This window comes from Maribacter litoralis (assembly GCF_902506355.1).
In the GTDB taxonomy this organism is placed as follows: domain Bacteria; phylum Bacteroidota; class Bacteroidia; order Flavobacteriales; family Flavobacteriaceae; genus Maribacter; species Maribacter litoralis.
This window is the reverse complement of record NZ_LR733271.1, coordinates 3,055,168-3,080,866: the sequence shown is the minus strand read 5'-3', so window position 1 is coordinate 3,080,866 and position 25,699 is coordinate 3,055,168. Positions and strand designations below refer to the sequence as shown.

The window sequence follows — 25,699 nt, the reverse complement described above, 5'->3', positions numbered from 1 at the left end:
TATCTTTTATTTACCCTGATTAATTTATTATAATTGTAGGAATTTTACTTACATTAGCGTAAGTTGTTAAACACAACCTTTCCCTAACGAGAAATACGAATAAAAATGAAACTCTAATTGATTTTTTATGTGGAAAAGAGTTTTAAAAATGTTTTTAGGGTTATATCTGCCTTTATTAACTCTAACTCTGTATGTTTTTTATTTTCAAAAAGATAAACAGATTACTGGGTTATCCGAGTATCAAAAGCGAGATGCAAAAATAAAAAAGGAATATTTTCTTGAGCAATGTAATAATCTGCTACATGATACCAAGTACTGGTCTAACCTTGAATATCCAGTAAATTTTGACCCCATGAACAAGCATACCGCCTTCATGGATCGTTATATAGAATTAATAAAAGAAATTACCGATTATGACCAATTTCGCTTTATTGATTTAGAAGGAAAGGAGTTCTTTAGAGCAGTTAGAAAAGGTGCCGACTCCGTAGTTATTGGTAATCTCCAAAATAAAGAAAACCATTTATATGTAATGGAAGGCTTGGAGTTGGAAAAAAATCAATTATACCTGTCCCATATTAGCTTAAATAGGGAAAACGGTGTAATTGAAAAACCCAATAAACCGGTCATTAGAGCAGTAGCCCCCATTTTTGACACCACAGAAACCAAAATCGGCTTAGTGGTCATTAACTTTAAAATGAAAAGGGTTCTTGATCAGCTTAAAGCCAAAACAGTAGATACAGAACTTTATCTGTTAGATGAAAACAAAAGAGTTATTAGCAGTAGTTTACACAAAGAAGATTTGCCTTATGAAACAGGCATAGTAGACAACTTATTACCAAAAGATTTAATTAGCAATACCATTGGAATCTCCCATGACAGTACTATTATAAAAAAAGAACATATCTGGCGCCTACAGCCCATAATATTGAACGGTACGACCAATTCGTTCGGTTCAATTTCTAATCAACCTTCTGAAATAGTTACTCCTACAAATTGGTATATGATTGTAGAAATACCCCCAAGGTTGGTAGCATCTTACATTGAACCTCTATACGATAGTCTTATAACTTTCAACGCTATTTCATTTATTAGCCTTTTTACCTTGTGTTATATATTTCAAAAAAAGAAATTAGAGAAAGAACATTTTTACAAAGAGCTGGAAAGTAAAAATATATTGTTGACCAGAAGTAAAGAAAAATTAGAAGAAAACAATATTAAGGTCAAAAAAATAAATAATAGCCTAGAAATAAGAAATAAACAGCTTAGCGACTTCAATTATTTAATATCCCATAATCTACGTTCTCCGGTAACCAGCATGTCGGTTGTTGTAGAAATGATCCGAAAAGAGAAAAATCCAGAAATACTAAATCAGTTATTGCCCAAACTAGATCAGGTTGCAAATAGCATCACCAATTTAACCAAAGATATTAATGAGTATGTATCCATTTTGGATAATAAAGAAATTAAACTGTCTAACATTAATCTTACGGATTTAATTGAAGAAGTAAAACATGAATTCACCGAAACATTGTTAGATGACAGTGATTTTGAAGTTTTGTTAAAGCTAGATGCCTGGAACCAAATAACTTTTTCAAAATTTTACCTGCAAAGTATATTACAAAATTTCGTTTCCAATGCCATTAAATATAAGAGGGAGGATGTTGATTCTTATATTTTATTTGAATCGGCCATAGAAGACAAACGCAAGGTTTTATATGTGCGTGACAACGGTATAGGGCTAAACATTAATAGGCATGGCGACAACGTATTTAAATTATATAAGAGGTTTCATAGAAACATATCTGGTAAGGGTATGGGTCTATTTTTAATAAAATCACAATTAGAAGCTTTAAACGCTACCATATCAATTGATAGTGAAGAAGGAGTAGGAACAACGTTCAAAATAAAATTTTAGATTATGAATACAAAGCCGAATATTTTGTTAGTAGACGATGATGAGCTTTATTTATATTTAATGGAAAAGACCATTCATCAACTATCAAAAGAATTAGTAGTCTCTACTTTTACAGACGGGGAACAAGCTGTTGAATATATTGCTGAATGCACAAAGCAGAATCTAGATCTGCCCGAGGTAATATTCTTGGACATCAATATGCCATTTTTAGATGGTTGGGGCTTTTTAAATGAGTTTAAAAAACTTAAACCAAAAATTATAAATAACATCAATATTTATATGGTAAGCTCATCTATGCGAGATAGTGATATAAAAAGAGCGTCTAACTTTGAAGAACTTACCGGCTATGTGGTAAAACCGGTTAATAAAATTCAATTATCGGAAATATTTAAAAAGATATACCAAGAAAGTTGGTAAAACATTACACACTTCTACAATAAATTCAACCTTCTCATTAGCTCTGGGCGGTTAGAGCGGCTAATAGGTACAACGTTCTTTGCAATTAACACACTATTATCTTCAATATCAATGATTTTAGTAAAGTTTATGATATAAGAACGATGTATTTGTAAAAACAACCGTTCTGGCAGTTTTTCCTTAATCTTCTTTAATGTGGTGTGCACCCTATAATCTTCCTTCTCCGTTTTAACGTCAATATAATCACCTTTAGCCTCTATGACTAAGATCTCATTCAACTTTAATTTAATAAGCCTTCTGTCAATATTGATATAAAGATCTTCGCCTTCTTCTTTTTCATTACCTGTAGCTGCTGGCTGCACTGGTTTGTGAGCTGGTAAACTTGATATTTTATCAATACATTTCTCAAACCTTTCTTGTGTAATTGGTTTTACCAAATAATCTACAATACTCTCATATTCGTAGGCAGCAATAGCAAAATCAGTGTCTGAGGTGGTCAAAACAATCTTTGGCGGATCCTTTAAAGTTTGTACAAAGTCTACACCACTAAAACCTGGCATGTGAATATCTAAGAAAATGACATCTATAGTCTGCTGATTTAAAAATTTAATAGCCGAGATGGCATTGTCAAACTCTTCAATGACATCTAGGTTAGGAATTTTAGAACACAATTGCTTAACAATTGCCCTTGCCATAGCCTCGTCATCAATTATAATACAGTTCATTTATATTGTTTTAATATATTCATCAATAGTTTGGAGAACTTTTATGAATTTTGACTTACTATCTTGGTTACCTTTTAACAACTCCATTTCATAGGTTACCGCAAGTTTGTATGAATCTTGCATCCCTAAAATATTGAATTTGTGTTTTAATTTATGTACTATTTCTGCGGTTTCCTTAAATCTATTATTGGTAACATGACCAAAATACTCTTCTTTCTCTAATGGAAACTCCGCTTTAATTATTTCTATGAACTGACCTCTAAAAGCAATATCATCGCCAGCAAGTTGATCGACATAATCTAGGTTTGGTTGCTCTATCATGTATTCTTTTTTAAAGTTATAAAAAATGTAGTACCTACATTTTCTTCTGACTCTAACCAAACACTACCTTCATAAAGAACTGTAATTTTCTTAACAATTGCAAGTCCAATACCAGTAGAATTAATGAAAGTCTCTAATTTTTTGAACATTTGAAATATACCTTCTTGGTGCTTTACAGGAATACCTTTCCCATTATCAGAAACACTAAATTTCCAATAGGTATCATCTGGTTCATAACCAATTTCAATTACTCCGTTCTCCAAATGTTCAGTTGCCGTAATGGCATTTAAGAATAGGTTCATGAACAATTGTTCTAACCTCTCTTTTTCGAACTCCATTTTCGGAAGATCTTTTTGATATTTAAAGGTTACATTCTCTGGAACGTAAATAGTTTTCTCAATATCCTTTAGGCTTTCCTCTAAACTGAACATTACCCTTTGCTCTTTAGTTTCACCCATCGTTGCATGGTTTAAAATACCCGTAACCAGCTTATCCATCTTAATTAAATTTTCAGATACTAATGAGCAATTATCTTTACTGATCTGAGAAAATTTATCTTTTTCATCTTCCATGATCCAATTCATCAATGCGCTGATGTTTCTAATGGGCGATCTTAAATCATGAGATACCATGTGTGCATAATTATTTAAAGATTCGTTCTGGTTTTCTAAATTAGCAACCAGTTTATCTTTTTCAGTCGTCATATTAGAAACCTTAGATGCCAAACTGCTTATGTACGAAGCTAGATGTTCTGCGTTGAATTCATTCTCGATATTAAATTCGAATTCCTGCTCATCATTTAAATTCTCTCTTAAACTATGAATAGCCTTTTCTAATGAAACAAGAATATTTTTTTGCTGTAACGCCTCTTTCTGTAATTTTTTGTTCGCTTCAAAAAGTTCATCAGAACTTATGGTAGAAGCCCTATGCAACATAGAAAATTTATCTTCAAAATTTTCATAAGACTTTTCTATAGCTTCTAAAAAGCTATCCATTTCTGGATGCGCCCTTAAATCGGCCGGTAAGTACTTTCGTATTTGTCTTTTTAAAAGAGAATGCATTATTCACTGAATAAAGTTAGTGTCATGGTCTGATTGTGCAATTTACAACTATCTTGACCACCAAAGGGTGCCATTTCTCCATAAGAGTAAAACCCGCTGATTACGGTACTATCACCAATTACCGCCTTTACTTCTTCTATTTCTTCTTCGGTACGTTGATCCATTACCAATTTTCTACCAACACAACTGATCAACAAAGCCAACTCTGGCGCTGCTTTTCTGTTCTGCATAGCCAATTCTGCCGCATGATAAGCCCCATTGGCAATATCGTCTACAGAAGACATCATTAGCTGTACCCTAGACCCTTCAGGTATATCACCGGCTAGGGTCATTGTACTTTCAACCTCATCTATATTTATAATTGTGCGTACCAAAGGTTCAGCATCTTCTGTTGCCTTTACACTTAGCGGATAAAGCAATGCAGATTTTGGTAGTTCATTGGCTTTTTCGCCTAAATAGGTTTTATAAAGATCTAAAGCTGGTTTACCATCCAATTCAAATAAAATGTTGCCTTTAGATTTTGTAATGATTCTTTCAGGACCAAAAGTAGTCCACCCGCCATAGTTTGCACTTGAAATCTCTAGTGTATCTCCATAAAAACCAATGGCAACGATTTCCCCTTCTTTAGGATTTTCATTGTACGAGGCTAAAGTGCGTTCAAAACGGTCATCATCACCACATAAACCTCCAGAAAGACCAAAGTTGTTACTATTTAAATGTTCAATTCCTTCAATTAAAGCACTACCGTTTACCGTACTACCTTCTGAAATAACGAATAGGTGTTTTAAATTATCCTTTGGAAACTGTGCGGCTAAATTAGCTCCTAATTTTTTATCATCATGTTTGTAATCTTTTACATTACATCTTTTCACTAAAATTTTACTTTTTTCAAATTCAATGGCGGTCAATACCACTGTACCTTCTAAAACATTATCATCTATTATTTCGCCAGATGTGGTACCAAATACGATATGACCTTCTGGAAAAAGTGCTCTGATTTCATTATACAAACCATCATCCTCAAGCAAATACCTGTTACCAAATACCAAAACCAAAGGCTCCTTTAACCGACCTGGATTTTGAAGTACTATAGGTTCATTTCCTTTTTTAATTGCTTGAACTATTTTCATATTTCTGTTATTCGTTATGGTCTTTTTTAATTGTAAAGTGAAACTGGGTACCTTCACCTACTACACTATCTACCCAAACCTTACCTTGGTAACGATCAATTATTTTTTTTACGATGGATAAACCAATACCTGTAGATCTTTCATTATTACCAATAGACTGGAAGATGTCGAAGATTTTCTTATGATATTCCTCCGGTATTCCTACTCCATTATCACTGATCGTAAATTGCCAAAAATCACCATTATCTTTATAAAGTACTTCTACCAGACCAACTTCTCTTTCTATATGCACTACTGCATTACCTATAATATTCTGAAATACCTGATGTACTTTAATTCTATCGGCCATAATGATCGGCAGTACTTTTGGCACTTCTAATTTCACGTGTTCGGGAATAAAAATAGTCTCACCTATATCGGCAATTACACTATTTAAATCTACTTTAGAATTATCTAAGGCAGAACTGTTTGCGGTTGAATACTCGAGTATACCATGAATTAACTTATCCATAGAAGCCACCTTTTCTTGCATTAGCTCTAAATTCTGCTTACCGCCTTCATCCAAAACATCTTTATAGTCATCACTTAACCAAGTGGCAAGAGCACTGATACTTCTTAAAGGTGATTTAAGGTCGTGGGAAACAATATGTGCATATTCTTGTAAACCTTGATTACTATTTTCAAGGTCTTTAACCAATTTCTCTTTCTGTAATTCCAGTTCTTTTTGCTCAGTAATATCAAGTGTAATACCAATTGAACCAATTACCTCATGGTTTTTATTATAACGAGGAGCAACACTTATTAACCAATGCCTTTTTTCTCCAGACTTGGTAATAACATGTACTTCATATGAATCTGAATTTCCGTTTGCACGGGTTTTGATCTTATCGGCTACTTTATTTTTATCTTCTAGGCTTACAAAATCTTTGGCATCTGTATTAAGCAATTCACTTTCTTCAAAGCCGATCATATCACAAAAACTTTGATTGACCATTTGAATAACGCCTTCTCTATTTGCCTCTAAAAGCCCTAAGTTCATATTGGCAATTATTCCACTATACTTTTCCCTTTCAGACTTTAAACGTTCTTCAGCTTCTAACTGTTGGGTAATGTCTTCAACCATCATTACGATATAGTTGACTTCTTTATAAATATTCCTTACCGCATTGACAGATAGTTTTACTTGTAATTTTTCTCCATCACTCTTTATGAACTTCTGCTTAATAGTATAATTGTCTATTTCACCATTATTCATTTTAGTTGAGTATTCTTTGGCTAGTTCTAAACTTTCTTTATCGGTAAAGTCCTCAACGTTCATTTTCATAAAGCTGTTCAAAGAATAGCCCAATAAAGAGGTCATTGTATAATTTACCTTAAGTATTATGTTGGCATCGGCAAGTATAATACCTAAGGGGGAACTGTTTACAATTACATCTAATTGTCTTTTTTGTTCAGACAGCAACTCCCTTACTTCCATTTCTTGGGTAATATCCCTTACAATACCTTGGGCGGCAACAGGTTGTTTTTCTTTATTGTAAACTAAACTGGCATTAATCTCCACCCATTTTTCAACTCCGCCTTTAACCAATATTTTTGCTCTGTAGTTTTTAAGCTTGCCTACCTCTTTTAAACTACTAAAAGATTCTATGGTATATTCCATATAATCTTTATGTACCATTTTCCAAAGGTTTACCTCTTCGATATTATTATCATAACCCAAAAAGTTTTTTGCAGATAAATTCATACTTACCACGTTAAATGATAAGTCCATCACCACATAAGGGTCAATGATATTTATAAAAACGCCATCTAACTCAGACGTTTTTTCGCTCAATAAATTTTCCAGCTTAGCATTAGATTCCCTTAAATGGCTGGCCACCTCATAAAGTTCATGAGATTTTTCCTCCAATATCTTTTCAGCTTGCTGTCGTGCTCTTTTTTGTCTTTCGAGGGCTTTTTTTAAAAGAACAACTTCTTTACTATCCATGTTGTACAACGTCAAATTTTACTTCGGTACCATCATCCTTTAGAAGTTCATAAGTAATATCTGCCTTACCATTAAAATGTTCAAATGCTTTTTCAATTAAACCATGTGCCAATCTATATAGCCCTCTAGAAGAACTATATATCATAGATATGGAATTATCTGTCTTTTCAAGAATTTTGAAAGTAGGCAGTTCCGCTTCCGGATATAATTTTTTAACGTGTACATGAATATGGTCTTCTATTGAATATAAAAGACCTATTGGTGACAAATAACTTTGTATAACTTCAGGATGTGCATTTTTTAGACTTGAGAAAAGATAAAGTCCAAATGCGTAAATAAGGTCACCAGCAGGTAAATCTACCTCTTCACTCAATTGGGTGACCAACGCCACCATTTCATTAAATTCGTAGGTAGCTACAGAGGTATAAATGCCCTGAGAAGGCAAATCTGCTTTTTCTATAATATTATCAACGGTCTCTAATCCAAATTCAGATTCGACCATTTCTAAAAACTCAGTAAATACTATTCCCTTCATTTCAATATTTTAATAACGTTTCCCAAACGTAGGAAAATTAATACGAAAATGCAGGAAAATGTTGTGAAATGAGCTTTTTTGTTAGCCTTTCACTAGTTGGTTAACACTCCAGTACTCTAAAACAGCGTTTAGTTTGTACTCGTAATCCTCGTATTTTAGTGGTTTTATCACGTAACCTGCAATGCCCACTTCATAACATTTTAATAAATCTGCTCTATTTTCAGAAGTAGTTAAAATAATTGTAGGTAAGTATCTCAACTGCTCATCTTCCTTCAATATCGATAGAAATTCTATACCGTTCATTCTTGGCATATTTAAATCTAACAATATAATATCAGGTAATTTTTCACCAGAACGTAAATATGTTAATGCTGATTCTCCGTTTTTTGCCTCAACGATCGAATGCTTAAGATTAAGTTTAGAAACTGTACGCTTCAACTTCATTACCTCTATTAAATCGTCTTCTATAAGTAAAATATCCATTGTTGTTCATTTTGATACTACAAATGTCAGATATAAGTCACAAATAAATTGATCACTGTAGACGAATGACGTTTAAGTGTCGGTGAGCGGTATTTAAGTTACGTTAAGCTTTTAACAAATTTATTGAAAATTTCGGTTGGGATCAAAGGAAAATACGTTCATAGACGTCTTATTATCAGTCAATAACTCTGAAATTAACTTGCCTGTTGCCGGTCCTAAACTCCAACCCATCATGGCGTGCCCTGTTCCTATTAATAAGTTTTTAATAGTTGTGGATCTCCCAATATAAGGTAATCCATCTGGTGACACCGGTCGCAATCCTGTTTTTACATTTTTAATTTCAGTTGCATTGATTTTAACATCGGGATAAAAGGAACTAGCGCCATTGGCTATAGCCAGAACCCTTTCTTTTCGAATAACATTATTATTACCAGAAAACTCCATAGTACCGGCAAATCTGGTAAAACCGTTCATTGGTGTAACTGCCATTTTAGATTCCATTAAAATGGCGGGAATAGTAATACCCGTTTCTCTAGCTACATTTATACTATAGCCTTTGCCGCCTTGCAGAGGTAATTTTAAATGTAGCAATTTCGCTAGCTCACCACTCCATGAACCAGCTGCCAAAACTACCTCATCTGGTTTATAATTATTCTTGTTGGTAATAACTTCGTTAATAGTGTTTCCAGTAGTTTTAAGATCAATCACTTCTTCATGGGTTTTAATATGCACCCCATTTTTATTTAAATATGACAACAATTTGGGCATAATCTCATTTGGTGTAGTATGAGCATCGCATTGGTAGTGGATAGCACCTTCTGCCTCAATTCGTACATTAGGCTCTAACTGCTGTAATTCGATCTTGTTTAATTCGGCAACATCAAGACCTTCATCTTGAACCCTTTCTGCAATCTTTTTTTCATGAAGATATGTTTCATCTGTTTTGTATAACATTAAAAGACCTTTTCGCTCTAATTGAAAATCACCAAGATCTCCAGATTTTTTAATATCGGTAAACAACTCCCTACTCAACAGATTTATTTCCTTTATTACAGAAATTGCTTTCTCCACCTTTATGGCTGTAGATGATCTATGAAAATACCAAGACCACTTTATAAAATCAAGATCAAGCCTTGGCTTCATGTAAAACGGACTTGCCGAATTGAACATCATTTTAATTCCCTTTGCTATCATACCAGGAGAAGCCAATGGAATAATATGGCTTGGTGTAATATAACCTGCGTTAACAAATGATGCACCTGTAGTAATATCGCCCTTATCTATAACCGTAACCGCACAACCTTCTTTGTGTAAATAATATGCTGTACTTAAACCAACTATACCGCCGCCAATAACAACTACATTCTTCATTTACTATTTTGTTATAATTAAATTACTTGAATCCCATGAGCATAAGGGTCATCATCATCTATGGTGATGGTATTTTGACCGTAAATTTTGGCCCAACCCTGTATACTTGGTATAATTGCTGGTCTACCAGCTAAGATAGCTTCTTCTTCTACCCTACCAATAAATTGAGACCCAATATAACTTTCATGTATAAATTCTTCTGCTATTTTAAGTTTTCCCTTGGCAAACCATTGTGCCATTCGGGCAGACGTTCCCGTACCACAAGGTGATCTATCAATGGCTTTATCGCCATAGAACACGGCATTTCTAGCAGTCGCTTTTTCTGAAATAGTATTTCCTGTCCAAAGCATATGACTAACATTTCTTATCGTAGAATTTTCTGGGTGAATACATAAATCAGGATATTTCACATTAATTTTTTCCCTTAATTCTTGACTGAATTGAATCAATTGACTGGCTGAATACTCTTGTATGCCTTTGAAATTCTTTTGTGGGTCTACTATAGCATAAAAATTACCTCCATAGCTAACATCAAAAGTTAGTTTGCCTAAATACGAAGATTCTATAGTTAGGTCACTAGCTGCTAAATAAGATTTAATATTGGTTAGTTTTACCCAATCTACCTTTTGGCCTGTTTGCTGATATGTTATGTTCACCAAGCCTGCCGGAGTTTCCATACGAACTTCACCAGGAGTTTTAGGCTGTATCAACCCCTCTTCAATACCAATGGTTATGGCTCCTATAGTTCCGTGACCGCACATTGGCAAACATCCGCTGGTTTCTATAAACAGGATACCAAAATCATTACTAGGGTCACTTGGCGGATAAAATATACTACCACTCATCATATCATGACCGCGAGGTTCAAACATTAATCCTTTCCGTATCCAATCATACTCCCTTAGAAAATGCTGACGCTTTTCACTCATTGTAGCACCGACCAAATCTGGACCACCTTGCTTTATGACCCTAACAGGGTTACCACAAGTATGGGCATCGATACAAACAAAAGTGCTACTGGCCATAGTAAGAGTATGTTATTTTTTTCAGTTTTTAGTGTATTCGCCTTCTACCAGTCGGGTGATTTTAAGAGGGTTTTCATTTTGCAAAGCCAACGGTAATAATTTATTTGGCCAATCTTGAAAAGAAACGGGGCGCACCCATCTTTTAATAGCCGATGTACCTACAGAGGTAAAACGAGGATCTGTAGTTGCAGGGAACGGACCGCCATGTACCATAGAAGAATTAACCTCTACACCAGTTGGCACACCATTGAACAAAATACGACCTACTCTACTCTGCAAAGCATCTACAACCCCATAATTATTCTCTAAATCTTCTTCAGAGCCTAAAATAGTTCCTGTTAATTGTCCTTCTAAATGATTCAAAATATTTACCATTTCGGCAGTAGCCTCACAGATTACCACCACTGAAAATGGACCAAAAACTTCTGTATGTAATTTTGTATTCGCTAAAAAATCTGCTCCGCTAACTTTTAAAATAGAAGGTTTGGCAGTATTCGCATTGGTATCCTTCTTATAATCTGCGGTAATAGTTACTCCGCTCTGTGCCGATAATTCCTTTTTACCTTCATTATACTTTGCATAGATGTTTGGGTGCAACATGCAGGTAGGCTCCAGTTTTAATATTTCTTCTGATAATGTTTTTATAAATCCATCTAACTTTTCACCCTTAACTGCCAACACCAAACCAGGGTTAGTGCAAAACTGACCAGCACCTAAAGTAATTGAAGAAGCATATTTAGTTGCCCAAGCATCACTATCGTTTTCTAAAGCCGATTGTAAAACAACCACCGGATTAATACTGCCCATTTCTGCAAAAACGGGAATAGGCTCATCTCTTTCGTTTGCCAATTTATATAATGACGTACCACCTTTTATACTGCCTGTAAAGCCAACAGCTTTTACTTTTGGGTGTTTCACCAATTGCTGCCCTACTTCTATACCGCTACTGTTCAAATTAGAAAATACACCATTTGGCATACCCGTTTTCTCAGCTGCCTTGATAATAGCAGTAGAAACCAATTCACCGGTACCAGCATGCATTGGGTGACTTTTTACAATTACAGGACAGCCTGCCGCAAGAGCACTTGCCGTATCTCCCCCAGCTGTAGAAAATGCCAACGGAAAATTACTTGCGCCAAATACAACTACCGGTCCTAAAGGAAATAGCATTTTACGTATATCTGATTTAGGCATTGGCTCCCTATTGGGCTGGGCTTTTTCTATTACGGCTTCTACCCAAGAACCTTCTTTTAATACCTTGGCAAAGGCACGCAACTGACCCATAGTTCTACCACGTTCACCCATTGCTCTACCTTGTGGCAAACCCGATTCTTTACAATAGGTATCTATCAGCTCTTCTCCTAAGGCTTCTATTTCAACTGCAATCGCTTCTAAAAACTCAGCTTTTTTTTCACCCGAACAATCTTTATACACTTTAAAAGCTTCCGTTGCCAAAGCAACAGCTTCATCAATTTCACTTGAAGATGCTTCATAAAAAGTCCATTCCGTATCTTTATTTTGTTTTGGATCGAAAGTCTTAAAAGTTTTCTTCCCTTGTTTTGAAGCTTTATTTCCTATTGAATTTGTACCGCTGATCATTTTATATTTTTATCGTATTACTCAAAAGTAAAGAAAGTACCTGTAACAATTATCTGCACCATAACTACATTTCATTAAAGTTTCAGGTACAGCATATTATGTAATGGTTTTTAAAAAATTATGTCAAATTTTTGTAATCTGGCAGGGTAGGTCTTGTGGCTATACCTTGCTTGATAATTGCAGCCACTTTATCTCGTTCCTTACCTATTAATGGTAATCTTGGCGCCCTAACATTTTCAGTTCCAATATCAGTGGCAACTTCTGCCATTTTTATGTTCTGTACCAATTGCGGACTAATATCCAATTCTAATAATGGCAAGAACCATCGATAAATTTCTAAAGCTTCTTTAATTCTTCCTGCCCTAGCCAGTTCAAAAACAGCACATGTTTCTGCCGGAAAAGCACAAACCAGTCCAGCTACCCAACCATCGGCACCCATTAATGTACTTTCTAACCCTAGTGTATCAACCCCGGTTAAAACATTGAGCCTATCTCCAAACCTTGTTTTGATACGGGTGATATTGGATATATCTCTAGTAGATTCTTTTACAGCCTGTATATTCTCGCAAACCATCAACTCATCTAACATATCAAGAGTCACCATAATTCCATAATCTATAGGGTTATTATAAATCATGATCGGTAAATCTGTACTATTAGCCGTTTCCTTAAAATAAGTAACCGTTTCATGGTCATTTGCCTTATAGCGCATTGGCGGTAGCATCATTAATCCTGTTGCACCACATTCCTTAGCAACCTCAGCCGCATGAATAGCTCCTTTAGTAGTTTGCTCGGCAATATTGATAATAACAGGTATTTTACCTTCTACCAGTTTTACCGTTTCTTTCATTAAAACCCTTTTTTCTTCATAGGTAAGTGTACTGGCTTCACCAAGTGTTCCTCCTAAAATTATGCCACTTACCCCGGCATCTATTTGGGCTTTTATATTGATGGAGAACATATCTAAATCCAGTTCATCCTTATCGGTAAATTTTGTTGTTACTGCTGGCATAACGCCTGTCCATGATATACTCATTTTTATTTCTTTTGATGATATTCAAATTTAAGCTTGGTTTCACTAGCCAAGTGTTTTTATATTATCCAGACATAGTACTATATTACCATATATTATCTTAATATGAAATTAATAATGATAACTTAGATGCATATGAAAGTGTATCCCTTTAAAATACCAAAACCCACCAACGAACATTTAATTATTCAAGTGGATAAGGAGCCTGTATTTTACAATAGGTTACATCAACATGAAGAAATCCAAATAAGCCATATTATCAATGGAAGCGGAAAATTATTAGTGGGAGACAGTATACACCAATTTTCTAAAGGTGATATTTTTGTAATTGGCAGTAATTTACCTCACGTATTCAAAAGCGTACCAGGTGAAAAAGATGCCCATATGATTACCGTTTTCTTTACCTCACAATCATTTGGCCCTAATTTTTTTAAACTCCCATATTTTAATGATTTTGAGTCGTTCTTTATAAACATCAATGCAGGTTTTAAAGTTGAGTCCAACAAAAAGAAAATTATACATCAGCTTTTAAAACTAGAGTCTCAGCATAAACTAAAACGCTTAGTTTCTTTTCTTGAACTATTAGAGGAACTTAGGCAAGCAAGTACTCAAGTATTAAGCAAGTTTGTTTATACAAAATCGTTGAGCACAAATGAAGGTGAACGTTTACAGCTTGTTTTTGAATTTGTATTCAAAAATTTTCAAAAACCTATTTCATTGGAAAAAATTGCCAAGATGGCTTTTATGACACCAAATGCCTTTTGCCGTTTTTTCAAACAACGAACCAATAAAACCTTTTTTCAATTTTTAATAGAGTTAAGGCTTGCACATGCCTGCCAACTTTTAAACCAGAACAAAGAATTGAACATCAATATAGTAGCAGATTTATCTGGATTCAATTCTATTTCAAATTTTAATAAAAAGTTCAAGAAGATAAAAGGAGTTACCCCATCACAATACCAGCAGTCGCTCGTACTTTAATAAATATTAGGTCATATATTATCATCATAATATTTTAAATTGAAAGATAGGTTTCTATATTTGCCATCCAGTAAACTTCACATAAGCCCACGTGGTGAAATTGGTAGACACGCTACCTTGAGGGGGTAGTGTTCGCAAGGACGTGCTAGTTCGAATCTAGTCGTGGGCACAAAAGGTTAGATTTAGGTCTAACCTTTTTTTTATTTTGATAATTTTAACTTTTTGGTACTCCACTGCATTTTAATAAATTGTAGATTTGTTTAATACTTTTTCAAAAAACATGAACAATGTAAAAAAGCAGTTTAGTATTAGAGACCTTGAAAACCTCTCTGGTATTAAAGCACACACCATTAGAATTTGGGAAAAAAGATATAATCTTTTATCTCCAGAACGAACAGATACTAACATTAGAACGTATAGTTTGGCAAGCTTACAAAAATTACTTAATGTAACATTGCTTTACAACAATGGCCACAAGATATCTAAGATTGCAAAAATTTCTGATAAGGATATTCCATATGTAGTTCGTGAAATTGTAGCCAAGCATAGCCATAAAAGCCAAGCAATAAACGCTTTTAAATTAGCAATGGTCAATTTTGATCAAACCATGTTCTTTAACACATACAATGCTCTTTTGAGTGAAAATTCATTTAGGGAGATATTTAAGGAAACCTTTGTTCCTTTACTGAATGAGCTAGGTCTATTATGGCAGACAGATACTATAAGTCCGGCACATGAACATTTTATGAGCAGTCTTATAAAGCAAAAAATACTGCTAAATATTGAAAAGCTGCAACATTTAGAACCTACAAAGACCGATAAGGTGTTTGTTGCATTCTTACCCGAGAACGAGATTCATGATATAGGACTACTGTATATCAATTATGAAATCATATTAAAAGGATACAAATGTATTTATTTAGGACCTACTATTCCTTTAGAGAATTTAGAAGACGTTCTCAAGTATTTTGACGACATATATTTTGTCTCGTACTTTACCGTTTTTCCTGAAAAAGATCGCGTAAACAAATATTTAGAAGATTTCAGTGAATTGGTTGCAGACTACCAAAATCCTAATTTTTGGATTCTGGGCAGACAGATCAATTTTATTGAAGATACTACAAAACCCAAGTATTGTCGAACATTCTCTTCTATAGATAGTTTAGTAAGTAATTTATAAGCGGTAGCAGTAAATGAGCAAAAGTTGTATAGTTATAGGTTCGGGGTTTTCTTCTATATCTGCTGCATGTTATTTGGCAAAAAATGGCTGGGAGGTAACCATATTTGAGAAAAATGAATCTGTTGGCGGTAGAGCTTCACAATTTATAAAAAACGGATTCACATTTGATATGGGTCCAAGTTGGTATTGGATGCCAGATATTTTTGATAAATTTTTTGCCGATTTTAATAAACAAACTTCCGATTATTACCAATTGGACAAACTTAGTCCCGCTTATAAAATATTCTTTAGCGATGATGTTATTACCATAGGTGACAGCATGGAAAAAATCTGCAAAGAGTTTGAAAGAATAGAGCCAGGCAGTTCAAAGGCATTAAAAAAGTTTATTGATAAAGCACAAGAAAATTATGACATTGCCATTAATAAAGTAGTTTTAAGACCAGGTCTTTCGCCTTTAGAATTGGTTACGAAAGAAACCGTTTTAAAAGTTGACCAATTTTTTAAAACTATTAGCTCGCAAGTACGTAAGTCTTTTAAAAACCCGAAATTGGTATCAACTTTAGAATTTCCTGTGTTGTTTCTTGGAGCTAAACCAAGTAATACGCCATCATTCTATAATTTTATGAATTTTGCAGATTTTGGTTTAGGTACTTGGCACCCAAAAGGAGGAATGTACGAGGTTATTAAAGCAATGGAAAACCTTGCTAAAGAACTAGGTGTAGAAATTCATACCAACGCTGCAGTAGACCAAATATTGGTATCCGATGGAAAGGCCATAGGTATTATGTGTAATGGTGAAAAACACCTTGCCGATAAAGTACTTAGTGGGGCAGATTATCAACATTCAGAGAATTTACTCGAAGAAAAACATCGGCAGTATAGCAAGAGCTATTGGGAGAAAAAGGTTTTTGCACCGTCTTCTTTACTATTCTATATAGGATTTGACACCAAATTAGACAACATAGAACATCATAATTTGTTTTTTGATACCGATTTTGAGCTTCACGCACAAGAAATTTACGACCAGCCAAAATGGCCTACAAATCCTTTATTCTATGCTAATTTTCCATCTGTAACCGATGCTACTATGGCACCAGATGGATGTGAAACAGGATTTTTCTTAGTTCCCATAGCCACCGCCCTTGAAGACACCGAAGAACTTAGGAATCAATATTTTGATTTAATTATGGACCGTTTTGAAAAAAGGACAGGTCAAAACATCAGAAATAATATTATATTCAAGGAAACATTCTGTGTCAACGATTTTATAGATCGTTACAACTCATACAAAGGTAATGCCTATGGAATGGCAAATACCCTAACGCAAACAGCCTTTCTAAGACCAAATCTTAGAAGTAAAAAAGTTGCGAATTTATATTTTACAGGACAACTGACTGTACCTGGTCCAGGAGTACCACCAGCATTGATCTCCGGCAAACTAGTGTCAGAATTAATTATAAAAGATAATTAGTAGTTTATGAAAGATACTTTTGACCAAGTTTCGTATCAATGTAGTAAGATCGTTACCAAACGATACAGTACTTCATTCGCACTTGCTACAAAGATGTTGCATCCATCTATACGTAGCCACATCTACAATATTTATGGTTTTGTACGCTTTGCAGACGAAATTGTGGACACTTTTCATGACTACGATAAAGAAATACTTTTTAACAAATTTGAACAAGAGTTAGAAGCTTCTTTAAAAGACCGAATAAGTTTAAACCCCATCTTAAACTCATTTCAACATACATACCATACATACAATATACCCAAACATTTGGTAGATTCATTTATGAAAAGTATGCGTATGGACCTCTTTAAAAACGTGTACAGAACCGATGCAGAATATAAAGAATACATTTATGGTTCGGCAGATGTTGTAGGCTTAATGTGTCTACAAGTTTTTGTAAAAGGCGATATTGACGCTTACAATAAGTTAAAGGAATCTGCCATGGCCTTAGGTTCTGCTTTTCAAAAAGTGAATTTCTTAAGAGACGTAAAAGCAGACTTCGAAGAATTGAACAGATCTTATTTTCCAAACACCAATTTAAAAGAATTGGACGAAGCTTCTAAGAAGAGAATCGTTGAAGAAATTAAAGAAGATTTCAAGTTGGGTTACCAAGGTATTGTAGGTTTACCTGCCGAAGCTAAATTTGGTGTTTACACTGCCTACAAGTATTATTTTAAGCTCCTTAAAAAATTACAGGGCACACCGTCTTTAGAAATTAAGAACGCGCGTATTAGGGTTCCAAACTACCAAAAATTTGGACTATTGGCCCGTTCGTATGTTAAATTTAAAATGAACTTAGTATAATGGATATAGTTATTTGGATACTTATTTTTCTAGGCACTTTTCTATTTATGGAATTCATGGCGTGGTTTACGCACAAATATGTAATGCACGGATTTCTTTGGAGTTTGCATAAAGACCATCATAAAAAAGACCATGATTCTTGGTTTGAGAGAAATGATCTTTTCTTCATTTTCTACGCCATTGTAAGTATGTCATTATTTTATGCAGGTACTACCGGTTTTTGGTATGGCTACCCATTGGGCTTTGGCATTCTTGCCTATGGCATTGCTTATTTTTTAGTGCATGATATTTTTATTCATCAACGTTTTAAATTGTTTAGAAATGCTAATAATTGGTATAGCAGAGGTGTGCGAAGAGCACACAAAATGCATCATAAACATTTAGGCAAAGGCGATGGAGAATGTTTTGGAATGCTTTTCGTACCTTTTAAATACTTCAAAAAATAATTATTTATTCCGCTATTAACTTGCTGATTAGCTCGTCTATTTTATCATTGTCCCAATCTGCAATCGCGTTTTGATGAATTACTATTGCCCCATTCTTGTCTATAAGATATGACCCTGGTGGTTTTAGCAATGTTATAGGACTTGGTTCCCCTATTATCTGGTAAGTTACGGGAAAGCTATACCCCTGCTCTTCCATAAAAAGTTCTACAGGCGCTCTATCCTCATTGGTAATGACATAAAATTTCATCTTATCACCATAGGTATCGTACAAATACTGCACGTCTTTTAATTGCGCTTGAGAAGGCATATGCCAAGATGTCCAAAAAGTGATAAAAGCAACTTTTCCCTTTGCCTCATCAAAATTAAAGAACTTCCAATTTGCATCTTTCAACTTCCAATCGTAATCGGTAATCTTACCCCTTTTTTCTGGTTTAATGATAGTTGGTGAAGTGGCAAAGAACCTGTTGAGCATAATTTTGCTATAATCACCCAATGGGGTAACAAAAAAAGAAAGTACAAAAGCAATGATCAATAAGGTAAAAACCGTTTGTCTCTTCATAAAAGTTAGCTAGGCGTCAAAACTAAAAAACTCCTGAATAATATCAGGAGTTTTCCTTATAAATTTTAAAAGGTTGCCTTAAGAAGCATTTTCTCTCTTAATTACATTTAAAGCAGAACCTTCTCTATACCATCCAATCTGGGCGGCATTATATGTATGGTTCACTTTAATTACGTCTTTACTACCATCGGCATGTACCACTTCTACCGTTAAAGGTTTATCTGGTGCAAATTCCGCTATATCAATAAAATTGAAAGTATCGTCTTCTTGAATTAAGTCATAGTCGTTCTCGTTGGCAAAAGTTAAGCCCAACATACCTTGCTTTTTCAAGTTTGTTTCATGAATACGTGCAAATGACTTCACTATTACCGCAGCAACCCCTAAATGGCGTGGTTCCATAGCAGCGTGCTCACGTGAAGAACCTTCCCCATAGTTATGATCACCCACTACAATACTTCTAACACCTGCCGCTTTGTATGCACGTGCAGTATCAGGAACTCCTCCATATTCGCCGGTCAATTGATTTTTGACCATATTGGTTTTCTTACCAAATGCATTAACGGCTCCAATTAAACAGTTATTGGATATATTATCTAAATGACCACGGAAACGTAACCACGGTCCGGCCATAGAGATATGATCCGTTGTACATTTACCAAATGCTTTGATCAATAGTTTGGCTCCTATTAAACTTTCATCTTTAATTGGAGTAAACGGCTCTAACAATTGTAATCTTTCAGAATCAGATGCTACTTTCACTTCTACTCCAGAACCATCTTCCCTTGGAGCAAGATAACCTGCATCTTCAACCTCAAAACCCTTAGGCGGCAGTTCCCATCCCGTAGGTTCGTCGAACATTACCTCTTCACCTTTTTCATTGATTAATTTATCCGTCATCGGGTTAAAATCCAGTCTACCGGAAATTGCAATAGCAGCAGTAACCTCAGGTGATGCAACAAAGGCATGTGTATTAGGGTTACCATCGGCTCTTTTCGCAAAGTTTCTATTAAACGAGTGAACTATACTGTTCTTAGGTGCATTTTTAGGATCGTTATAACGTGCCCACTGACCAATACATGGTCCACATGCATTCGTAAAAATTTTAGCATCTAACTTCTCGAAAATTCCAAGTATACCATCACGATCTGCAGTATATCTAACTTGCTCAGAACCAGGATTAATACCCAATTCCGCCTTCATTTTTAATCCTTTATCGATTGCCTGTTGTGCAATTGAAGATGCTCTTGACAAATCTTCATAAGAAGAGTTAGTACAAGAACCTATTAGACCCCATTCAACTACTAACGGCCATTCGTTTGATATTGCCTTCTCGGTCATATCGCTACCTACCTTGGTTGAAAGATCAGGAGTAAAAGGACCGTTTAATAACGGAGTCAATTCAGAAAGGTTAATTTCTATTACCTCATCAAAATACTGTTCAGGATTTGCATACACCTCAGCATCTGCAGTTAAATGTTCTTTCACTTTATTTGCCGCATCTGCAATATCAGCTCTATCCGTAGCTCTCAAATAGCGCTCCATAGACTCATCGTAACCAAAAGTAGAGGTCGTTGCCCCAATTTCAGCCCCCATATTACAAATGGTACCTTTACCAGTACATGAAAGATTTTTGGCACCTTCACCAAAATATTCAACAATAGCACCGGTACCTCCTTTTACAGTAAGTATTTCGGCTACTTTTAAAATAACGTCTTTAGGAGCAGTCCATCCAGAAATATTACCGGTCAACTTAACACCTATCAATTTTGGGAATTTAAGTTCCCAGGCCATACCCGCCATAACATCTACTGCATCTGCACCACCAACACCAATAGCGACCATGCCTAAACCACCTGCATTTACGGTATGCGAATCGGTACCGATCATCATTCCACCAGGAAAAGCATAATTTTCTAAAACAACTTGGTGAATAATACCTGCACCTGGTTTCCAAAAACCTATTCCGTATTTATTGGAAACAGACTCAAGAAAGTCAAAAACCTCGGCACTTGTCGTATTAGCCGATTTTAAATCTGCCGTAGCACCACTCTTAGCTTGGATCAAGTGATCACAATGAACTGTAGTTGGCACTGCAACTTTTGGCTTACCTGCCTGCATAAATTGCAATAATGCCATTTGGGCAGTAGCATCTTGACAAGCAATACGATCAGGAGCAAAATCTACATAGTCCTTTCCTCTGGTAAATGCTTCAGTAGGGCTACCATCCCATAAATGAGAATACAAAATCTTTTCTGAAAGAGTAAGTGGCTTACCCACAACCTCTCTTGCTTTGTCTACACGTTCCGCCATGGAAGCATAAACTTTCTTAATCATATCTATGTCAAAAGCCATAAAATCTATTTATAAAATTGTTAATCTATCTTATCCGTACAAGATACGAAATGTACACTGATTTTAAGTGCGCATATGAAATTAAGAATGATTATAAAAAACGGAAATAAAAAAGCCCGAGCAGTTATACTCAGGCTTTCCATATATTATTATTAATGAACTTTTATCTCACTAATTCCTTCGTAGAAGGCTTGAACTTCGTTAATACAATACCATCAACAGCAGCTTCATATTCTTCCATTGTAGGTGTTCTTCCAAGAATTGTAGACATGACTACAACTGGAGTTGAAGATAATAATGATTCACCTTTTTTCTCACCTGAATCCTTCACTACCCTACCTTGAAATAAACGTGTAGATGTTGCCATTACCGTATCTCCCGGCTCAGCTTTTTCTTGATTACCCATACAAAGGTTACAGCCTGGTCTTTCTAGATAAAGCATATTTTCGTATTTGGTACGTGCCAATCCTTTAGGTGCACTATCGTCAAATTCAAATCCCGAATATTTTTGAAGTACTTCCCAGTCTCCTTCTTCCTTTAACTCGTCTACAATATTGTATGTTGGCGGAGCTACAACCAAAGGAGCTTTAAACTCTACCTTGCCTTGTTGCGCCTCAATATTTTTCAACATTTGAGCTAATATTTTCATGTCGCCTTTATGCACCATACAAGACCCCACAAAACCTAAATCAACCTTTTTGGTACCGCCGTAATATGATAACGGACGAATAGTATCATGCGTATAACGCTTAGAAACATCTTCGTTATTTACATCTGGATCGGCAATCATTGGCTCGGCAATTTCATCCAAATCAATAATTACTTCAGCATGGTATTTAGCGTTTGCATCCGGTCTTAAAGATGGTCTAATACCAGTTTTAAGTTCGGTAATTCTTGTCTCTGCCTTTTCAACAAGCCCCTTAAGCACTTGCTTCTCGTTGTCCATACCTTTATCGATCATAATTTGAATACGACCTTTAGCTATCTCAAGAGATTCTATCAATGTTTCATCTTCAGAAATACAGATAGATGCTTTTGCTTTCATTTCAGCGGTCCAATCGGTAAACGTAAAGGCTTGATCAGCTGTTAGCGTACCAATATGCACTTCTATTACGCGACCTTGGAAAACATTTTCGCCTCCAAACTGCTTTAACATTTGTTGTTGTGTGGCATGTACAACATCACGAAAATCCATGTACGATTTCATTTGCCCTTTAAAGGTCACCTTTACCGATTCTGGAATTGGCATAGAAGCTTCACCAGTAGCCAATGCAAGTGCAACGGTACCTGAATCTGCACCAAAAGCAACACCTTTAGACATACGGGTATGAGAATCACCACCGATAATAATATCCCAATCACCCACGGTAATATCATTCAATACTTTATGGATCACATCGGTCATTGGAAAATACACTCCTTTTGGATCACGACCTGTAATTAAACCGAAGTCATTCATAAACTGCATTAACCTCGGTATATTGGCTTTAGATTTATCATCCCAAACAGATGCCGTATGACAACCTGATTGATAAGCACCATCAACAATCGGAGAAATAACCGTTGCGGCCATCATTTCCAATTCCTGAGATGTCATTAACCCTGTAGTATCTTGAGACCCTACGATATTTACTTCTGCACGAACATAAGAACCTGCATGTAAAGTAGCTCCTGAAGTACCAACGGCATTTCTATTGAATATTTTCTCTACTGCTGTTAATCCTTGACCTTCAATTGAAACTTCTTTTGAAGGTGCATAAACTTGAGGCACATCTATACCCAAGACCTTACAAGCAAATGTTTGCAATTTCTTTCCAAAAACCACGGCATATGAACCGCCTGCTTTCATAAACTCCATTTTTTGCGGAGTAAATGCTGCAGAAATATCTTTTAGCTCAACCTTACCATGGTACAATTTTTTCTCTTTAGTATTAATCGTTAAAACAGTTCCTGTTGCTACAGAATACATTTGTTTTAACACTGGTTCACCATCTTCATCAACAATGGTTTTACCATTTTCATCTTTTTGTTGAACCCAGTTTTTAAGGTCCAAACCAATACCACCCGTTACACCAACTGTGGTCAAGAAAATTGGGGCTATACCATTGGTTCCTGCAATTACCGGAGCTATATTAATGAATGGCACATAAGGACTGGAAGGAATACCTGTCCATAACGCAACGTTGTTAACACCAGACATTCTAGAAGACCCAACGCCCATGGTTCCTTTTTCTGCAATTAGCATTACACGCTTATCCGGGTGTTGCTCTTTTAAAGCTAATAATTCAGCTTGCATTTCTTTATTATGCTCAAACATACATTGACCATGAAGTTCACGGTCTGAACGTGAGTGTGCATCACCACCAGGAGAAAGTAAATCTGTTGAAATATCACCAACACCGGCAATATAGGTTACCACTTCTATTTCCTCTTCAACCTCTGGTAGTTTGGTAAAAAACTCAGCTTGAGCGTAACTTTCAATAATATCTTTAGCAATTTCGCTTCCGTTCTTTAAAGCCTCTTCTAAACGATCAGTATCGGCTTCATATAAAAACACCTGTGTTTTCAAGACCTTTGCAGCTTGCAATGCCAACTCTTGATCATCACCCAAAGCGATATCCAACAATACTTTAATCGATGGACCTCCTTTCATGTGAGACAATTGTTCTAAGGCAAAAGCAGGAGTAATTTCTTTCACTACAGATTCTCCGACAATAATTTCTTTAAGAAATTTTGCCTTTACGCCAGCAGCACTAGTTGTACCGGGCAGAACGTTATAGATAAAAAAGTTTAGAGACTCTTCTCTATACTCGTTATCTACATCTTTTATTTGCTCAATAATTTTGCTAAGTAAATCAGCGCCATCAATTGGTTTTGGGTGAAGACCTTGACTTTTACGCTCTTCGATCTCCTTTAGGTAATCTTTATAAATGCTCATTAATTAAGTGATTTGTATTTTAGATTGGATATAAAAGTTGAATAGTGATTAAAAATTTCTCTCTGAAGATTTGTGGAAATGAAATTCACTATTACTACAAATTGACAGAATTAGTTGATTATTGAATATCATTTATTCAATTAGAACAATGCATAGTTCTTTACTAGTATCAAAATCAAATGTCATCTGTTAATTCATTTAAGTTAACGCAATTTCGTAAAATTACGTAATAAAGAACGCATTTAAAACTAAATAAGTATGATTAGCGACTTTTTCTCAAATCAATTAAAAAGTCGATAGTTATCAAACAATTTTAATATCAAAATTGCTCAACCCTTTAAATAAACGTAGAAAAGTATGTACTTTATTAAAGTAACTTATCAATGATATCCTCTTCACTGATGCCTTCTGCCTCTGCTTTGTAGTTTTTTATGATACGATGGCGAAGAATTCCTTTTACTACTGCATGCACATCTTCAATATCTGGAGAAAATTTACCATGTATTGCCGCATTGGCCTTGGCTCCAAGAATAAGGTTTTGAGAAGCTCTTGGCCCTGCACCCCAATCTAAGTATTGCTTTACGTAATCTGATGCCGTGTCTAAATTTGGTCGTGTACTGTTTACTAACTTCACCGCATATTCCACTACATTATCGGCTACAGGAATTCTACGCACCAACTCTTGAATGGCAATGATATCTTTAGCGTTAAAAAGTGCATTAACTACTTGCTTAACATCAGAAGTAGTATTCTTAACCACCATGATCTCTTCTGCAATTGAAGGATATTTCAATTCTATAGCAAACATAAAACGATCCAATTGTGCTTCTGGTAACGGGTAGGTTCCTTCTTGCTCAATGGGGTTCTGTGTTGCCAAAACAAAATAAGGGAGTTCTAATTTGTGTTGATGACCGGCAATGGTAACAGCTCTCTCTTGCATAGCTTCTAGAAGAGCCGCCTGTGTCTTTGGCGGAGTTCTATTAATTTCATCCGCTAAGATAATGTTGGAGAAAATAGGCCCTTTTAGAAATTTAAAACTTCTATTCTGATCTAAAACCTCACTACCAAGAATATCACTTGGCATTAAATCTGGCGTAAATTGTATTCTTTTAAAGTCTAACCCCAAAGCTTGGGCAATGGTATTTACCATTAACGTTTTGGCTAAACCAGGAACCCCGATCAGCAATGAATGCCCACCTGTGTAAATTGAAAGCAATATTTGTTCAATAACCTCATCTTGACCAATAATGATCTTGGCTATTTCTTTTTTAAGCTCAGCATGTTTTACTACTAGGCGTTCAATTGCTGCAACGTCTGACATATT

The 25,699-nt window shown here is 35.3% G+C and carries 22 protein-coding genes and 1 tRNA gene; 8 read left to right on the top strand and 15 right to left on the bottom strand.

Going from position 1 to position 25,699, the window contains the following annotated elements; translation table 11 throughout:
• Window positions 1-127: 127 nt before the first annotated feature.
• Window positions 128-1,915, top strand: a complete 1,788-nt coding sequence (locus EXIGUO8A_RS13020) for a sensor histidine kinase (RefSeq protein WP_159303464.1) — start codon at window positions 128-130, stop codon at window positions 1,913-1,915.
• A gap of 3 nt (window positions 1,916-1,918) precedes the next feature.
• Window positions 1,919-2,332 carry a response regulator gene (locus EXIGUO8A_RS13015; protein WP_159303463.1) on the top strand — a complete coding sequence of 138 codons (414 nt, stop codon included), beginning with the start codon at window positions 1,919-1,921 and terminating at the stop codon, window positions 2,330-2,332.
• A 14-nt stretch (window positions 2,333-2,346) separates the two neighbouring features.
• Here the strand turns inward: EXIGUO8A_RS13015 and EXIGUO8A_RS13010 are convergent, their stop codons facing one another.
• The 11 genes from EXIGUO8A_RS13010 to EXIGUO8A_RS12960 all read right to left on the bottom strand — a co-directional run bounded on the left by EXIGUO8A_RS13010 (window position 2,347) and on the right by EXIGUO8A_RS12960 (window position 13,605).
• Window positions 2,347-3,057, bottom strand: coding sequence for a LytR/AlgR family response regulator transcription factor (locus EXIGUO8A_RS13010; RefSeq protein ID WP_159303462.1), 711 nt, complete (start codon window positions 3,055-3,057; stop codon window positions 2,347-2,349).
• Window positions 3,058-3,378 carry an Hpt domain-containing protein gene (locus tag EXIGUO8A_RS13005; RefSeq protein WP_159303461.1) on the bottom strand — a complete coding sequence of 107 codons (321 nt, stop codon included), beginning with the start codon at window positions 3,376-3,378 and terminating at the stop codon, window positions 3,058-3,060.
• On the bottom strand, window positions 3,375-4,439 hold the full coding sequence (locus EXIGUO8A_RS13000) for a sensor histidine kinase (protein WP_159303460.1): 1,065 nt from the start codon (window positions 4,437-4,439) through the stop codon (window positions 3,375-3,377). The genes EXIGUO8A_RS13005 and EXIGUO8A_RS13000 overlap by 4 nt, the downstream gene beginning before the upstream one ends.
• A complete protein-coding gene (locus EXIGUO8A_RS12995; protein WP_159303459.1) occupies window positions 4,439-5,569 on the bottom strand; it encodes an FIST signal transduction protein in 1,131 nt (376 codons plus the stop codon). Before EXIGUO8A_RS12995 ends, EXIGUO8A_RS13000 begins: the two co-directional genes overlap by 1 nt.
• Before the next feature lie 7 nt (window positions 5,570-5,576).
• On the bottom strand, window positions 5,577-7,556 hold the full coding sequence (locus EXIGUO8A_RS12990) for a PAS domain-containing sensor histidine kinase (protein WP_159303458.1): 1,980 nt from the start codon (window positions 7,554-7,556) through the stop codon (window positions 5,577-5,579).
• A complete protein-coding gene (locus EXIGUO8A_RS12985; RefSeq protein WP_074672884.1) occupies window positions 7,549-8,091 on the bottom strand; it encodes a heme NO-binding domain-containing protein in 543 nt (180 codons plus the stop codon). The genes EXIGUO8A_RS12990 and EXIGUO8A_RS12985 overlap by 8 nt, the downstream gene beginning before the upstream one ends.
• 81 nt (window positions 8,092-8,172) lie before the next feature.
• Window positions 8,173-8,574, bottom strand: a complete 402-nt coding sequence (locus EXIGUO8A_RS12980; RefSeq protein WP_159303457.1) for a response regulator — start codon at window positions 8,572-8,574, stop codon at window positions 8,173-8,175.
• A gap of 120 nt (window positions 8,575-8,694) precedes the next feature.
• Entirely contained in the window at window positions 8,695-9,945 is a 1,251-nt protein-coding gene (locus EXIGUO8A_RS12975) for an NAD(P)/FAD-dependent oxidoreductase (RefSeq protein ID WP_159303456.1), read from the bottom strand.
• A gap of 17 nt (window positions 9,946-9,962) precedes the next feature.
• A complete protein-coding gene (locus tag EXIGUO8A_RS12970) occupies window positions 9,963-10,970 on the bottom strand; it encodes a 4-hydroxyproline epimerase (protein WP_159303455.1) in 1,008 nt (335 codons plus the stop codon).
• A 21-nt stretch (window positions 10,971-10,991) separates the two neighbouring features.
• Window positions 10,992-12,569: an aldehyde dehydrogenase (NADP(+)) gene (locus tag EXIGUO8A_RS12965; RefSeq protein ID WP_159303454.1), complete on the bottom strand. Its 1,578-nt coding sequence runs from the start codon at window positions 12,567-12,569 to the stop codon at window positions 10,992-10,994.
• Between the two features lie 118 nt (window positions 12,570-12,687).
• Window positions 12,688-13,605: a dihydrodipicolinate synthase family protein gene (locus EXIGUO8A_RS12960; protein ID WP_159303453.1), complete on the bottom strand. Its 918-nt coding sequence runs from the start codon at window positions 13,603-13,605 to the stop codon at window positions 12,688-12,690.
• Window positions 13,606-13,737: 132 nt separating this feature from the next.
• On the opposite strand from EXIGUO8A_RS12960, the gene EXIGUO8A_RS12955 reads away from it, so the two are divergent.
• From EXIGUO8A_RS12955 to EXIGUO8A_RS12930, 6 genes are all read left to right on the top strand, one after another.
• Window positions 13,738-14,583 (top strand): AraC family transcriptional regulator, encoded by an 846-nt coding sequence (locus EXIGUO8A_RS12955; RefSeq protein ID WP_159303452.1) that lies wholly within the window; start codon window positions 13,738-13,740, stop codon window positions 14,581-14,583.
• Window positions 14,584-14,668: 85 nt separating this feature from the next.
• Window positions 14,669-14,752: transfer RNA gene (locus EXIGUO8A_RS12950), tRNA-Leu, on the top strand.
• Window positions 14,753-14,863: 111 nt separating this feature from the next.
• Window positions 14,864-15,763 carry a MerR family transcriptional regulator gene (locus tag EXIGUO8A_RS12945; protein ID WP_159303451.1) on the top strand — a complete coding sequence of 300 codons (900 nt, stop codon included), beginning with the start codon at window positions 14,864-14,866 and terminating at the stop codon, window positions 15,761-15,763.
• Between the two features lie 13 nt (window positions 15,764-15,776).
• Window positions 15,777-17,234, top strand: a complete 1,458-nt coding sequence (locus EXIGUO8A_RS12940) for a phytoene desaturase family protein (protein WP_159303450.1) — start codon at window positions 15,777-15,779, stop codon at window positions 17,232-17,234.
• Between the two features lie 6 nt (window positions 17,235-17,240).
• Entirely contained in the window at window positions 17,241-18,080 is an 840-nt protein-coding gene (locus tag EXIGUO8A_RS12935) for a phytoene/squalene synthase family protein (RefSeq protein WP_159303449.1), read from the top strand.
• The gene (locus EXIGUO8A_RS12930) at window positions 18,080-18,526 is read left to right on the top strand and encodes a sterol desaturase family protein (protein ID WP_159303448.1); all 447 of its coding nucleotides are present in this window, start codon (window positions 18,080-18,082) and stop codon (window positions 18,524-18,526) included. Before EXIGUO8A_RS12935 ends, EXIGUO8A_RS12930 begins: the two co-directional genes overlap by 1 nt.
• A gap of 4 nt (window positions 18,527-18,530) precedes the next feature.
• On the opposite strand, the gene EXIGUO8A_RS12925 is transcribed toward EXIGUO8A_RS12930, so the two are convergent.
• The 4 genes from EXIGUO8A_RS12925 to EXIGUO8A_RS12910 all read right to left on the bottom strand — a co-directional run bounded on the left by EXIGUO8A_RS12925 (window position 18,531) and on the right by EXIGUO8A_RS12910 (window position 25,696).
• Window positions 18,531-19,085, bottom strand: coding sequence for a TlpA family protein disulfide reductase (locus tag EXIGUO8A_RS12925; RefSeq protein WP_116770842.1), 555 nt, complete (start codon window positions 19,083-19,085; stop codon window positions 18,531-18,533).
• Window positions 19,086-19,163: 78 nt separating this feature from the next.
• Complete coding sequence (locus tag EXIGUO8A_RS12920) at window positions 19,164-21,437, bottom strand: aconitate hydratase (protein WP_159303447.1); 2,274 nt, start codon at window positions 21,435-21,437, stop codon at window positions 19,164-19,166.
• 163 nt (window positions 21,438-21,600) lie between these two features.
• Window positions 21,601-24,375, bottom strand: coding sequence for a bifunctional aconitate hydratase 2/2-methylisocitrate dehydratase (locus EXIGUO8A_RS12915; protein ID WP_159303446.1), 2,775 nt, complete (start codon window positions 24,373-24,375; stop codon window positions 21,601-21,603).
• A gap of 367 nt (window positions 24,376-24,742) precedes the next feature.
• Window positions 24,743-25,696, bottom strand: coding sequence for an AAA family ATPase (locus tag EXIGUO8A_RS12910; protein WP_116770839.1), 954 nt, complete (start codon window positions 25,694-25,696; stop codon window positions 24,743-24,745).
• Window positions 25,697-25,699: the final 3 nt, after the last annotated feature.

What these genes read in the sequence shown, in the direction of transcription:
- EXIGUO8A_RS13020 (WP_159303464.1), top strand. Translation starts at nt 128, where the DNA reads ATGTGGAAAAGAGTTTTAAAAATGTTTTTAGGGTTATATCTGCCTTTA.
- EXIGUO8A_RS13015 (WP_159303463.1), top strand. Translation starts at nt 1,919, where the DNA reads ATGAATACAAAGCCGAATATTTTGTTAGTAGACGATGATGAGCTTTAT.
- EXIGUO8A_RS13010 (WP_159303462.1), bottom strand. Translation starts at nt 3,057, where the DNA reads ATGAACTGTATTATAATTGATGACGAGGCTATGGCAAGGGCAATTGTT.
- EXIGUO8A_RS13005 (WP_159303461.1), bottom strand. Translation starts at nt 3,378, where the DNA reads ATGATAGAGCAACCAAACCTAGATTATGTCGATCAACTTGCTGGCGAT.
- EXIGUO8A_RS13000 (WP_159303460.1), bottom strand. Translation starts at nt 4,439, where the DNA reads ATGCATTCTCTTTTAAAAAGACAAATACGAAAGTACTTACCGGCCGAT.
- EXIGUO8A_RS12995 (WP_159303459.1), bottom strand. Translation starts at nt 5,569, where the DNA reads ATGAAAATAGTTCAAGCAATTAAAAAAGGAAATGAACCTATAGTACTT.
- EXIGUO8A_RS12990 (WP_159303458.1), bottom strand. Translation starts at nt 7,556, where the DNA reads ATGGATAGTAAAGAAGTTGTTCTTTTAAAAAAAGCCCTCGAAAGACAA.
- EXIGUO8A_RS12985 (WP_074672884.1), bottom strand. Translation starts at nt 8,091, where the DNA reads ATGAAGGGAATAGTATTTACTGAGTTTTTAGAAATGGTCGAATCTGAA.
- EXIGUO8A_RS12980 (WP_159303457.1), bottom strand. Translation starts at nt 8,574, where the DNA reads ATGGATATTTTACTTATAGAAGACGATTTAATAGAGGTAATGAAGTTG.
- EXIGUO8A_RS12975 (WP_159303456.1), bottom strand. Translation starts at nt 9,945, where the DNA reads ATGAAGAATGTAGTTGTTATTGGCGGCGGTATAGTTGGTTTAAGTACA.
- EXIGUO8A_RS12970 (WP_159303455.1), bottom strand. Translation starts at nt 10,970, where the DNA reads ATGGCCAGTAGCACTTTTGTTTGTATCGATGCCCATACTTGTGGTAAC.
- EXIGUO8A_RS12965 (WP_159303454.1), bottom strand. Translation starts at nt 12,569, where the DNA reads ATGATCAGCGGTACAAATTCAATAGGAAATAAAGCTTCAAAACAAGGG.
- EXIGUO8A_RS12960 (WP_159303453.1), bottom strand. Translation starts at nt 13,605, where the DNA reads ATGAGTATATCATGGACAGGCGTTATGCCAGCAGTAACAACAAAATTT.
- EXIGUO8A_RS12955 (WP_159303452.1), top strand. Translation starts at nt 13,738, where the DNA reads ATGAAAGTGTATCCCTTTAAAATACCAAAACCCACCAACGAACATTTA.
- EXIGUO8A_RS12945 (WP_159303451.1), top strand. Translation starts at nt 14,864, where the DNA reads ATGAACAATGTAAAAAAGCAGTTTAGTATTAGAGACCTTGAAAACCTC.
- EXIGUO8A_RS12940 (WP_159303450.1), top strand. Translation starts at nt 15,777, where the DNA reads ATGAGCAAAAGTTGTATAGTTATAGGTTCGGGGTTTTCTTCTATATCT.
- EXIGUO8A_RS12935 (WP_159303449.1), top strand. Translation starts at nt 17,241, where the DNA reads ATGAAAGATACTTTTGACCAAGTTTCGTATCAATGTAGTAAGATCGTT.
- EXIGUO8A_RS12930 (WP_159303448.1), top strand. Translation starts at nt 18,080, where the DNA reads ATGGATATAGTTATTTGGATACTTATTTTTCTAGGCACTTTTCTATTT.
- EXIGUO8A_RS12925 (WP_116770842.1), bottom strand. Translation starts at nt 19,085, where the DNA reads ATGAAGAGACAAACGGTTTTTACCTTATTGATCATTGCTTTTGTACTT.
- EXIGUO8A_RS12920 (WP_159303447.1), bottom strand. Translation starts at nt 21,437, where the DNA reads ATGGCTTTTGACATAGATATGATTAAGAAAGTTTATGCTTCCATGGCG.
- EXIGUO8A_RS12915 (WP_159303446.1), bottom strand. Translation starts at nt 24,375, where the DNA reads ATGAGCATTTATAAAGATTACCTAAAGGAGATCGAAGAGCGTAAAAGT.
- EXIGUO8A_RS12910 (WP_116770839.1), bottom strand. Translation starts at nt 25,696, where the DNA reads ATGTCAGACGTTGCAGCAATTGAACGCCTAGTAGTAAAACATGCTGAG.